This window comes from Paenibacillus peoriae KCTC 3763 (genome assembly GCF_000236805.1).
Taxonomy (GTDB): Bacteria; Bacillota; Bacilli; order Paenibacillales; family Paenibacillaceae; genus Paenibacillus; species Paenibacillus peoriae.
On sequence record NZ_AGFX01000011.1, the window covers coordinates 802,677 to 814,174 of the forward strand.

Sequence of the window (11,498 nt, forward strand, 5' to 3'; positions counted from 1 at the left end):
AAATATCGACTGGATGGCTTACATTATTTCCACGGACAGAAAGAAAGGGAATTATCATGAAAATATTGAGAGTAGAAAGTACATTAGCGGCTTTGGTCCTCGGCGGCGCAGTGTTGGCAGGCTGCTCCAGTAATAGCGGAGCAGCGCAGGAGATGGTTGTTCCGGTTAAGATCAGCCAAGCACAGCAGGGTATCATTGGACAGGGAAACATCTATACAGGTACTGTCACACCTTCGGAGACGGTGAATATCGTGCCTAAAGTAGGCGGTAAAGTGGTTGAACTGCCTGTAGATATCGGCTCGGAGGTTCAAAAGGGTCAGGTGTTGTTCAAACTTGATGATAAGGATACGCGGAACAATGTTGCCAAAGCCCGTGCAGCAGCGGCAGCAGCGGCAGCCGGGGTAAGCAGTGCTCAAGCATCCCACGAATCATCCTTGGTTCAAGCCAACTCTGGCGTGGTACAGTCCAAGAGCGGTGTGATTCAATCCCAAAGTGCAATTAATCAGGCGCAGGGTGCAATTAATCAGGCCACTACAGCAGTAGAACAGGCGACAAATGGTGTCTCTTCGGCAGCCAATACGGTGAAACAAACACGGCAAGCTTTGGCAGATGCTCAGAAAAATGTGACACGTACACAAAGCCTGTTTGATGCAGGTGCGAGTACGCAAGCTCAATTAGAACAAGCAAAAACAGCTGTCGTGAACGCGCAAGCGGCTTACGAAAATGCACAAAATGCACAAGCTAATGCTCAAGATTCGTTAGTAGCTGCTCAAAAGGCACTTACTACAGCGCGCAACAGCTATGATACAGCAAAAAACAGCTACAGTAATGCCAACAGCGGCTATAGCAATGCGCAAAATCAGCTTAAGGTATCGCAAAATACTGCGGTCATTGAGTCTAGCCAGCAATCTCTCAAGCAGGCTCAACTGAATGTTAGTATTGCGCAAGATGCACAGGACGACACCGTAATTACATCACCGATTAACGGTATTGTAGGTACAAAAAATGCAGAAGTTGGCGAAATGGTATCCGCTCAGGCTCCTGCGCTGGTCATTGCCAATCTGAGTACAGTCAATACACTGATCTATGTTCCGGCTGAACAGATCAACAATGTTAAAGTGGGTGACAAGGTACAGGTTCGTGTAGCAGCATCCAATATTGTAACAACAGGTACAGTTAAAAGTGTAAGCCCGTTAGATGCCAGCGGCAAAGGCTACCCTGTGAAAATCTCGGTAGCGAACCCGGATATGAAATTGAAATCCGGTATGTTGGCTGATATCAGCTTCGTCGCTGCCAATGCGCAAGAAGGCATTGTTGTTCCTACCACAGCAGTTCAAAAGGATCAAGGTAAAGAATATGTATATGTTGTAAACGGAGACCATGCAAAACGCAAGGAAGTGAAAACCGTTCAAACGACAGGCTCACAAACACTGATTACCAGCGGCTTGAGCAATGATGAGAATGTAATTGTGAATAACCTGGCGCTGCTATCCGACAATTCTCCGATTACAATCAGCCAATAACTTGGCTCTAAAATCTACGCATTATTTTTAGTGTTATATATTCGTACTATATAATAGTAAAGATTTATGATGAAAGTATATGCAGGACAGACCACAGCAGCTTATCGGTCTGTCCTGTTTTTATGTTATAAAGCATATTTTACATAGGATTAATGTCGGAAAGAGGCTATTTTTGACGAACATTGGTATGATAGGATAGACTGAATTGGAAATAGATAGTCTGCTAGACAGGGATTCATTACATTCTCAGATGAGCGATCGGAGGAATTGTAAAAATGGAAGTAAAATTGGTAGTGGATTTTGATGCTTATGAGAGTGGACAAACGATGGCTAAATTGATTGAGGAGCTGGCAGCCAAGCCGGAGAGCGCGGAGGTTACGGATCTGATTATTGGGGATTGGGGCGGAGCCTATGAAAATTCGCCTGAGGATTTTATCCCGGTGCTGGTACAGCATAAAGATCAATTTCCGAAGCTGCGCAAGCTGTTTATCGGTGATATGGAATATGATGAGTGTGAGGTTTCATGGATTAATCAATCGAATCTGTCCCCGCTGCTAGAAGCGTTTCCAGCATTGGAGTCTTTTTATATCAAAGGAAGCCAGGACCTGAGCCTGGAGCCGCTTCGTCATAGCCACCTTCAGGAACTGGTTATTATTTGCGGTGGTTTGCCTGCCAGTGTCCTCCAGCAAATATATCATGCCGAGCTGCCTGAGCTGCGCAAGCTGGAGCTATATTTGGGTGTGGACGAATACGGCTTTGACGGTGGTTTGAAAGACGTTTTACCGTTTTTGGACAACAATCCTTTTCCCAAGCTAACATATTTGGGGCTAAAGGATAGCGAAATACAGGATGAAATTGCGATTGCAGCAGCTAAAGCCCCAGTGATCGGACAACTGGAAGTGCTGGATCTGTCTCAGGGTACGTTGTCAGATCAAGGAGCAGAGGCTCTGCTGGCAAGTGAAAGCATCAAGGGGTTAAAGCATCTGGATTTGAGCTATCATTATATGTCCAGTGAAATGATGCAGCGCTGGAAAAGCTCTGGACTATCTGTGAATGTGGATGATCAGCAGGAAGCAGACGAGGAAGATGATTGGCGTTATCCGTCATTGACCGAGTAATCTGATTGAGGTGGCTTTATGGTTAGGATACCAGACAGTAGTGCCAGCGAGCCGCTTATTTTGTTCGGAAATCCGGGTAATCGTCGGACTACGGGACTACAAGCGGCGCGTAGCAAATTGAAGCTTCCCCCCGCGGTGGAGGTTTCCTATAGAGATGTGCTGCGAGCCATTCGGGAGAAATGCAGTCTGGGTGAGCTGATGGCTCAAATAGCTGTGCAAGCTAGGCCAGATCGCGTGCATGGCAGTGTTCATGTGCAACAGAGCATCGTTCGAGTACTGGCGGAGCAGGCGGGCAATAGTCTGCTGCTTCGTCTGGATGCACCGGGCGAAAGCTTTGAGGTAGAGCGTGAGCTGATCGCTCTTGGCGCTCCGGATGCTGAGGGGGATGATTCTCTGTTGCCATGCTCGGAATGGACACAAGGTACAGGTATTTCGGCGGCAGAAGCGCGGTGTCTGCAAGAGCAGCATGGCCGTATTTGGCACCTGGCACAATGGTTCCGGGGCTATTGTCGTCTGCTGGCCTGGCTGCGGCATGAAGCGGCACTGCTTTGGCCCTTGTCACGCTGGATGAATGATCCGGCGGAAGTGGCTGTGATGTTTGATAAGCGGCGTTGCAGCGTCGTATTAGGCGAGGCGGGCATAAGGGTTCCGCCAGTGCTTTTACCATCAGACGGAGCATTTCGTGACCCTACCGATCTGCATACGACAATGAAGATGCGCGGATTTCACCGCGTATTTGTGAAAATATTTTGTGGTTCAGGTGCTTCTGGAGTCATGGCCTATCAGGTGCATCCTCAGACAAGGGCAGAGCTGGCGGTGACCACAATTGGAACGGAAATTGTTCAAGGTCAGCGTGTATATTACAATGCGGGACGCCTGCGCCGTTATACGGACAAGCAGGATATTCATGCCATCCTGGCTTGGCTATGCACGGAAGGGGTACATGTGGAGCGCTGGATTCCCAAAGCGACCCTGAACGGGCGCGTGTATGATGTGCGACAGCTCGTATGCGGAGCAGAGGCTTGCCATGCGGTTTTACGTTTGAGCCGCAGCCCCATCACGAATCTACATTTACGTAATGAGCGGCTTTTGCTGGAGGAGGCTGGCTTGTCACCGGGCACGGTGGAATCGATCCAGCTTACTGCGGAAGCCGCCATGAGTGTTTTTCCGGCTTCCAGCGTTGCTGGACTAGACGTGCTGGTTCCGGCTCATGGCGGTCGTCCCTATGTGCTGGATGTAAATCCGTTCGGAGACTTGCTGTACCGGGTGCAACATCAAGGCTGGAATCCGTATGAATGGGAAATGCTGCAGCTGACCAATGGAAGTGCGGCTTTGAAAGGAAAGACTGATGATGACTAATATGAACCAAATTGTCGGCTCTCATGATATTGTCATGATTACGCTGGATACGCTGCGATATGATGTAGCGAAGCTGGAGGAAGAGAACTGCCCGAATTTATGCGGCTCTGGACCTTGGGAAAAACGCCATACACCCGGAAGTTTTACCTATGCCGCACATCATGCTTTTTTTGGCGGATTTTTGCCGACGCCTGCGAATACGGATAAGGCTTCACATATCCGGTTGTTTCACACCAAGGATACAGGACTGCGCACGCATCCAAACACTTGGCTGTTTGATGCTCCGGATATCGTGTCAGGGCTGGAAAATGAGGGCTATCGGACGATCTGTATCGGTGGCGTTATTTTTTTCACGAAGAAAAATAAGCTGGCCAAGGTGCTGCCGGGGTATTTTCAAGAAAGCTACTGGCGTATGACGTTTGGCGTGACGAATCCCCGCTCGACGGAGCATCAGGTAAATCATGCCCTGAAGTTGCTGGAGAAGGCGGACCCGGCACAACGCCTGTTTTTGTTTCTGAATGTATCAGCGATTCATGGGCCTAATCATTATTTTGTGGAGGGTGCCGTTAAGGATTCAGTGGACTCCCAGCGAGCCGCCTTGCGGTATGTGGATGGACAGCTTGGACGCTTGTTTGATGCTTTGCGGAAGCGGGGCAGGACGTTTTGTATGGCTTTTTCCGATCATGGTACGGCTTACGGGGAGGATGGCTACGAAGGGCATCGTCTGGCACATGAGGTCGTATGGAATGTGCCTTATCGCGAATTTATTTTGTAAGGCAATAGAAATATAGAAATCAATCCAGCGCGAGGAGGGAGCAGAAATGAAAGCCATGAATCCGAACCATCTATACCCAACAGGAGCAACTGCCGATACCTCTTCGGGGAAGGACGTAAGTACGGCATCATCCAGGTCCTCGTGGCCTGAGAACCCTGATGAATGGGCACGCACGATCCGTGAAGCTCCCTACCGCTCCTATCTGTACTCTTATCCGCACAAAACGGCTTATCGGGCGTTTGATGCACCGCTTTCATTGCGGGAGTTATGGGAGAAGGAGGAGTTGGAGAGCTACTTTTTGTATATGCATATTCCGTTTTGCGCGGCTCGCTGTGGATTTTGCAACCTGTTCACCTTGCCGGACAAGCGGCTGGATGTACATAAGGAGTATGTGGATGCGCTTGAAAGACAAGCCCGGCAATGGGCACCTATTATGGGTGGACGACCTTTTTCACGTTTTGCCATCGGAGGGGGCACACCGACCTTACTGGAGGCGCCTTTGGTCGATCGCTTGTTTGACATTGCAGAGAATATAATGGGACTGGACCCTAAGCGTGCCTCCATTTCAGTGGAAACCTCTCCCGATACGGTGACCGAGGATCGGCTGGAAGTGCTCAAACGCCGCGGGACAGACCGTGTCAGCATGGGGATCCAAAGCTTTGTGGAGTCAGAAAGTGCGGCCATTTACCGACCGCAGAAGCCCAAGCTTGTGCGTGAAGCGCTCGCACGGCTGGTGGAGTATGATTTTCCTTTGCTGAACGTGGATCTGATCTATGGTCTGCCTGGGCAAACGGTGGAAACCTGGCTGTATTCACTGGAGGAGGCCCTGTCTTACTCGCCGGGAGAGATTTTCCTTTATCCGCTATATATACGGGAAAATACAATTTTAAAGCCGGGTTATACCGGACTGGAGCATGATATTCGGTTAAGTTTGTATGAAGCAGCACGCGAAAGACTTAAGCAGGCAGGATATATACAATATTCCATGCGCCGTTTTGCTAAAAATGAGGGTGCGTCCGGCAAGGAGCTTTTGCCATATAGCTGTCAGGAGGAAGGCATGGCGGGTCTGGGCTGTGGTGCACGCTCTTATACACGCAATGTGCACTATGCCAGTCGGTACGGTGTTAGCGCCGCAGCTACCCGCAGTATTATCGCAGATTTCGTTGCTGCGGAGCGTCATGATCTGGCAGACTACGGTTTTATTTTAAATGAGGATGAGAGCAAACGGCGTTTTATTCTGAAAGCGCTGCTCCATCGGGAAGGCTTGAATCTATTAGCCTACGCAGAGCGCTTCGGTGTATCTCTGCCGGAAGATTTTACTGGCATGTCGTTGCTGCTGGAATCGGGTATGGCGGTCGTTGAGAAGGGTACACTGCGACTCACGGAGGAAGGAATGGCCTATTCTGATGCGATTGGGGACTGGATGATCTCCACGGCTGTACGGGAACGCATGGAAGGGTATGCAGGAGCATGAGAGCAACTTTATATTATCGTGGTTCGTTGACCTCCTGCAACTATGCCTGCCCTTACTGTCCGTTTAGTAAAAACGTGGATAGTCGGGAGACGTTGAACAAGGATCGGGTCCAATTGGAACGTTTTGCCGAATGGGTACGGGAGCAGGGAGCTTTGGGACATCGACTCTCCATTTTTTTTAATCCATATGGAGAAGCCTTGATTCATTCCTGGTATCGCAGAACCATGATTGAGTTTTCGCACATGGCGCATGTAGAAAAAGTGGCAGTACAGACGAATCTATCGGCTAAACTGGATTGGACGAAGGAATTAAATCCGAAGACTGCTGCATTGTGGGCTACATATCACCCTGGAGAGACGAAGGAGCAGGCTTTTATATCACAGGCTATGAAGTTATATGAGCTTGGTATTTCCTATAGTGTCGGTACAGTCGGATTAAGACAGGCATTTCCGGCTATTCGTTCCTTGCGATCGCAACTTCCAAAGGATGTTTATTTGTGGATCAACGCCTATAAGGATCGACCCCATTATTATACTGATGCAGAGATTAAGGAATTGGCTGCAATCGACCCCTATTTTCAATGGAATTTGCAGGATTACAGCAGTCAGGGGCGAGCATGTCGTGCCGGAGAGGATGTATTTTATGTCCAGGGCGACGGACGAGTAAAGCATTGCTATCAGGATCGACGTGTGATTGGACACCTGTACAGGGATGGTCTGGAAGGTTTGAGCGCCAAACGTCCATGCCGGATGAAGGAATGCGGCTGCTATATCGGCTATATCCATATGGAGGAGCAGCCGTTTCGGCAGATGTACGGTAGCGGCTTGCTTGAAAGGGTGCCGCGGGCGCAGGTCATGCCGGTTTCATACGTTTAGCACATAAGCTTTGTAAAAAGATAGGATGCCGGCCACCAGAGCTTAAACTTGCAGGTGGCTACAAGCAAAATGTGTTTGAACTCAAACAAGGTGAATTCGAGTCCCATGTCTGATAGAAGAACGAGTGCCCAAAAAAGAACCGACCCTTGCATCAAGCAAAGGTCGGTTCTGCTGTTTTGTAACATGCTCAGTACGACTTCTCTGTGGTGTATGTTTAGGTTTGGACAATAGCCGTAATTTCTTCATCCAAATCCAATCTGACCTGCTCGCGATAAGCACGAATATTGTATTCGGAATGCAGGTAACGCAGGATAGCCTCAATCATGTTTGCCTCTACCAAATACTGACTGCGGCCCTGTACATGAACTTCCGCTGTATAGCCTGTGTCCTCTTCCCAGCTTAGTTCTACAACCACATCGGTGGGCTGAACACCCTTGCGTTCAGCCATATGCAAACAAATGGCGTTAATAATCTCATCCATACTCAAAATCATAGCTTAGTAACGTCCTCCACGGGAGTCATCAGGTCTGCGGCGATTTTTAATGGCACGGTAGATACCTACACCAACCATGATCAGGACGTATATGGCAAGAACGTTGACTGCAAGGCCGAGCAAGCTGCCCAGTGCACCCATGTTGCCGAACAGTCCGCCAAAGAGCATACCTGCCAAGCCACCCAGCATCATACCTTTGAGGAAGCCGCCGCCACCGCCGAGAAATCCACCGGTTCTGCTTGTGTTGCCCGTAGCTGCACTAGATTTGGTTCCGCTATCAGATTTATTGATGCCGTTGCTGTTAGTCGCCTTGCTTGGTGTAGATTGATATGATTTTGGACCGGATTTAAATCCGCCACCTCGTCTCGCATCAGCTGTAGACGGTGCAATCATGGCAATCAACAATGTAAAAGCCATCATCAGCATCATCATATTTTTCAAAGTAAATGCCTTCTTCATGTAAATATATCCCCCTCAGTCAATTGGTTTGAAATAGGTCAAACAACCACTTATCTTTAATACGCAATGAATGGAAAAGGGTTTCAAAGAATTTGATTTTTTAAAAATTTAATGAAAATGATACCTGATCCTATGCTTGAATTGACTAATGCATTCAGCTTTGCGATTTAAGCGCAAACGGATTTGTGTCTGGTCTAATGTCTCCGGCAAGCAGCATGCGCAAAACTAACTGACACCATTCCAAGCCTGCTTTGGCGTTCATAAGCCCTTTTTGCACTAAAATGTAGTCCCCAAAGTTTTTACTGCCAAAATGTAAATCTTCTGCAGGAATGCGCTCCAGTATATCCTCCAAATGCTGGATTTTCTGAATGAAATGGCGTTTGCGTTCTTCCAGCATGCGGTTGGCACTGCTTTTGTCTGTCAACCAAAGGCAGAACAGTCGAAGACTTAATTCATCCCGTGTGATTGGAGCAGCCACCGATTCCTGAGACCATTGCTGAAGCATATGGATTCCCTTGTCGGTAATGGTATACATTTTTTTATCAGGCTTGTCGGACTGTTGAATCCAGCGGGAGGCTAGCAGTTCCTTGCTCTCCATACGGGACAGCAGCGGATAAATCTGGCTGTGCTTGGCCTGCCAAAAAGGCTGGATACGCAACATCAGATCATAACCGGAGGATTCTTCTCTGGCGAGAAGTCCCAACAGGCCATACGATAGTAAATTCATCGATCTTATCTCCTTCATCCATTATAGTAACGGTTGTAGCAGCTCTGTAACAGATATTCTGCAGCTTCATAAAAAGTGTACACTGAAACTGTATGGTTTGACAACTTTCACCCAGAGCGATCATAGATTTGTCTCCAATTGCTCTGATCAATTGGCCTGCATATGCACTTTTTTCATAAAAAGGGGGTGCCCCAAAAGCCATAGAAATGGCTATAGGACACCCCTTTGTTTGAGAGAAGGATATTCGTCAGTACTTTAGATGGACGCTCCGCGAACGGACCCTTATTCCAGGGACCAACAACAAGAGAATCGTTTTTCTGGCTTTTTAAAAGCTTACTGCTGGTTCCCGTCAACGACAAGCGTTAACTCTCCGGTGTCTGGATGAATGACCATCCCGTGAACAGGTGTATTGGGCGGGAGAAGCGGGTGGTTTTTAATAAGCTTAACTGTACTGCCGACCCCTTCTTCAATATTGTCAAAACCTCTCAGCCATTTGTTCAGCTTGATTCCCGAGTTTTCCAGTGTGTTCAACACTTCTTGCGAAATACCGCGATCCAGCATTTCATTGACCATATGGTCGGCGTTCAGCGCAGCCATACCGCATTCATAGTGACCTATAACGAGTACCTCGTCCGCTTCCAGCTCGTACAGGGCAACCAGTACGCTACGCATTACACTTCCGAAAGGCTGGGAGATGATCGCACCCGCATTTTTAATAATTTTGACATCACCATTGCGCAAGTTCATGGCTTTAGGCAACAGCTCAGTTAGCCGTGTATCCATACACGTAATGATGACCATTCTTTTGTTAGGGAACTTGCCTGTACGATAGGCCTCGTATTCTTTGTTTTCTACGAAAACACGGTTGTAATCCAGTATCTCTTTGAGGTGATTCACGATTGTTCCCTCCGTATACAATTTATTTTTTGAATAATGATTGGCGACAGACCAGTATAGAAGAAGCCTAATTTTCGGTCAGCACAGGCCGTAAATCAGGCTTTACTCCTTTGTTGGTATGTAGTTCTGACGTCTTTTAAATGTCTATCAGAAGCTGGCTGTGCATGTTGTGTGTTGATTATACTTTTTAATATCATTATCATCAAGTATAAGCATTGTAAAGTTTTATCCATTTTTAGTTAAAGGGGTGACTTCAATCATGGAGCGACAGACATCGGAGCAATTAACGACATTAAAGGAGCTTTCTCACAAAATCAGCAGCTATGGCGAAGCAGTAGGCCTGCTGCACTGGGATTTACGCACAGGTGCTCCACGTAAGGGTGTTGACATTCGTTCGGAAACGTTGGGTATATTGTCCACTGAAATGTTCAAACTGATGATTTCGGATGAAATGGGGCAGTTGCTGCAGTATTTTGCCGCCGCCGACAAGCTGGAGCAATTGGAAGACAATGATCGCAGACTGGTGGAGGAATGCCGTAAAAATTATGATCTGAATCGTTCGGTTCCGGCAGATCGTTACCGGGAATACAGCACGCTTGCTGCACAGGCCGAGAGCAAATGGGAGGAAGCGAAGGAACATAGCGATTTTGCAGGCTTCGAACCGTATCTGTCAAAAATCGTGGATATGAAGCGTGAGTTCATCGGCTACTGGGGAATCAAGGACACGGAATATGACACGCTTTTGGATCAATATGAGCCGGGTATGACCGTTGAGAAGCTGGATGCCGTGTTTGATCGGCTTAAAAAGCGCCTTGTCCCGCTATTGTCCAAAATCCAGGCTTCACCAAACCAGCCGGATAGGAGCTTTCTCGACGGTGTGTTTGATGTCAAGCAGCAGGAGAAGTTCAGCCTGTTTATTTTGGGAGAGATGGGTTATGATTTTGCCGCAGGACGTTTGGATGAAAGTGTGCATCCTTTTGCGACCGGATTAAATCCGGGTGATGTGCGCATAACAACACATTATTTGCAAGACGATGTGACCAGTGCGATCTTCAGCTCGTTGCATGAAGGCGGTCATGCACTGTATGAGCAAAATATTGCCCCTGAACTGGCAGGTTCGCTCCTGTCTGGAGGAACCTCCATGGGGATCCATGAATCCCAGTCGCGTTTGTGGGAAAATAAAATCGGACGCAGTCGCGCTTTCTGGGATCGATATTACGATGACTTGCAAAAGCATTTTCCTGAGCAGTTGGCGAAGGTTACGGCAGGGCAATTTCATCGGGCTGTTAACCGTGTGGAAAATTCATTAATTCGGATCGAAGCGGATGAGCTGACATATAATTTACATATTATTATCCGTTATGAAATTGAAAAAATGTTGTTTAATGAAAAGCTGGATGTGAAGCGTCTTCCAGAGGTATGGAATGCGAAATATAAGGAGTATCTGGGGCTTGTCCCGCCGAATGACGGGCTGGGCGTACTTCAGGACGTTCACTGGTCCGGTGGTGATTTTGGCTATTTTGCCTCTTACTCACTGGGGAACATGTATGCGGCGCAAATTTTGGCGACGCTGCGCAAGGAACTGCCGAACCTGGATGAGCTGATTGCTGCCGGAGAGCTTGAGCCGATCAAGCAATGGCTGACCGAGCGGATTTACCGTTATGGTAAGAGTCGGACGCCGTCCGAGCTGATTGTAGCCATTACGGGTGAGGATCTGAACCCGGATTATCTTGCCGACTATCTGGAAGAAAAATATATATCCATATACAAACTGTAAAATGATTGTATGTGCATCTGT

The 11,498-nt window shown here is 48.0% G+C and carries 11 protein-coding genes; 7 read left to right on the forward strand and 4 right to left on the reverse strand.

Annotated elements, in window-relative coordinates; all coding sequences use genetic code 11:
* The first annotated feature begins 56 nt into the window (after nucleotides 1–56).
* The 6 genes from KQI_RS0106205 (at nucleotide 57) to KQI_RS0106230 (ending at nucleotide 7,124) form a co-directional block, all read left to right on the forward strand.
* Complete coding sequence (locus KQI_RS0106205; protein ID WP_029390041.1) at nucleotides 57–1,523, forward strand: efflux RND transporter periplasmic adaptor subunit; 1,467 nt, start codon at nucleotides 57–59, stop codon at nucleotides 1,521–1,523.
* Nucleotides 1,524–1,798: 275 nt separating this feature from the next.
* Nucleotides 1,799–2,641: an STM4015 family protein gene (locus KQI_RS0106210; RefSeq protein WP_010345885.1), complete on the forward strand. Its 843-nt coding sequence runs from the start codon at nucleotides 1,799–1,801 to the stop codon at nucleotides 2,639–2,641.
* Between the two features lie 18 nt (nucleotides 2,642–2,659).
* On the forward strand, nucleotides 2,660–4,000 hold the full coding sequence (locus tag KQI_RS0106215; RefSeq protein ID WP_010345886.1) for an STM4014 family protein: 1,341 nt from the start codon (nucleotides 2,660–2,662) through the stop codon (nucleotides 3,998–4,000).
* Nucleotides 3,993–4,775: an STM4013/SEN3800 family hydrolase gene (locus KQI_RS0106220; RefSeq protein WP_010345887.1), complete on the forward strand. Its 783-nt coding sequence runs from the start codon at nucleotides 3,993–3,995 to the stop codon at nucleotides 4,773–4,775. Before KQI_RS0106215 ends, KQI_RS0106220 begins: the two co-directional genes overlap by 8 nt.
* Nucleotides 4,776–4,821: 46 nt before the next feature.
* Nucleotides 4,822–6,249 (forward strand): STM4012 family radical SAM protein, encoded by a 1,428-nt coding sequence (locus KQI_RS0106225; protein WP_010345888.1) that lies wholly within the window; start codon nucleotides 4,822–4,824, stop codon nucleotides 6,247–6,249.
* Nucleotides 6,246–7,124 carry an STM4011 family radical SAM protein gene (locus tag KQI_RS0106230; protein ID WP_010345890.1) on the forward strand — a complete coding sequence of 293 codons (879 nt, stop codon included), beginning with the start codon at nucleotides 6,246–6,248 and terminating at the stop codon, nucleotides 7,122–7,124. The genes KQI_RS0106225 and KQI_RS0106230 overlap by 4 nt, the downstream gene beginning before the upstream one ends.
* 214 nt (nucleotides 7,125–7,338) lie before the next feature.
* Here the strand turns inward: KQI_RS0106230 and KQI_RS0106240 are convergent, their stop codons facing one another.
* The 4 genes from KQI_RS0106240 to KQI_RS0106255 all read right to left on the reverse strand — a co-directional run bounded on the left by KQI_RS0106240 (nucleotide 7,339) and on the right by KQI_RS0106255 (nucleotide 9,700).
* The gene (locus tag KQI_RS0106240; protein WP_010345893.1) at nucleotides 7,339–7,617 is read right to left on the reverse strand and encodes a YxcD family protein; all 279 of its coding nucleotides are present in this window, start codon (nucleotides 7,615–7,617) and stop codon (nucleotides 7,339–7,341) included.
* A gap of 3 nt (nucleotides 7,618–7,620) precedes the next feature.
* The gene (locus KQI_RS0106245) at nucleotides 7,621–8,076 is read right to left on the reverse strand and encodes a hypothetical protein (protein ID WP_010345894.1); all 456 of its coding nucleotides are present in this window, start codon (nucleotides 8,074–8,076) and stop codon (nucleotides 7,621–7,623) included.
* A gap of 154 nt (nucleotides 8,077–8,230) precedes the next feature.
* The gene (locus KQI_RS0106250) at nucleotides 8,231–8,803 is read right to left on the reverse strand and encodes a PadR family transcriptional regulator (RefSeq protein ID WP_010345895.1); all 573 of its coding nucleotides are present in this window, start codon (nucleotides 8,801–8,803) and stop codon (nucleotides 8,231–8,233) included.
* A 333-nt stretch (nucleotides 8,804–9,136) separates the two neighbouring features.
* On the reverse strand, nucleotides 9,137–9,700 hold the full coding sequence (locus KQI_RS0106255) for a beta-class carbonic anhydrase (protein WP_010345896.1): 564 nt from the start codon (nucleotides 9,698–9,700) through the stop codon (nucleotides 9,137–9,139).
* Nucleotides 9,701–9,959: 259 nt separating this feature from the next.
* On the opposite strand from KQI_RS0106255, the gene KQI_RS0106260 reads away from it, so the two are divergent.
* Nucleotides 9,960–11,477, forward strand: a complete 1,518-nt coding sequence (locus KQI_RS0106260) for a carboxypeptidase M32 (protein ID WP_010345897.1) — start codon at nucleotides 9,960–9,962, stop codon at nucleotides 11,475–11,477.
* The last annotated feature ends 21 nt before the right edge of the window (nucleotides 11,478–11,498 follow it).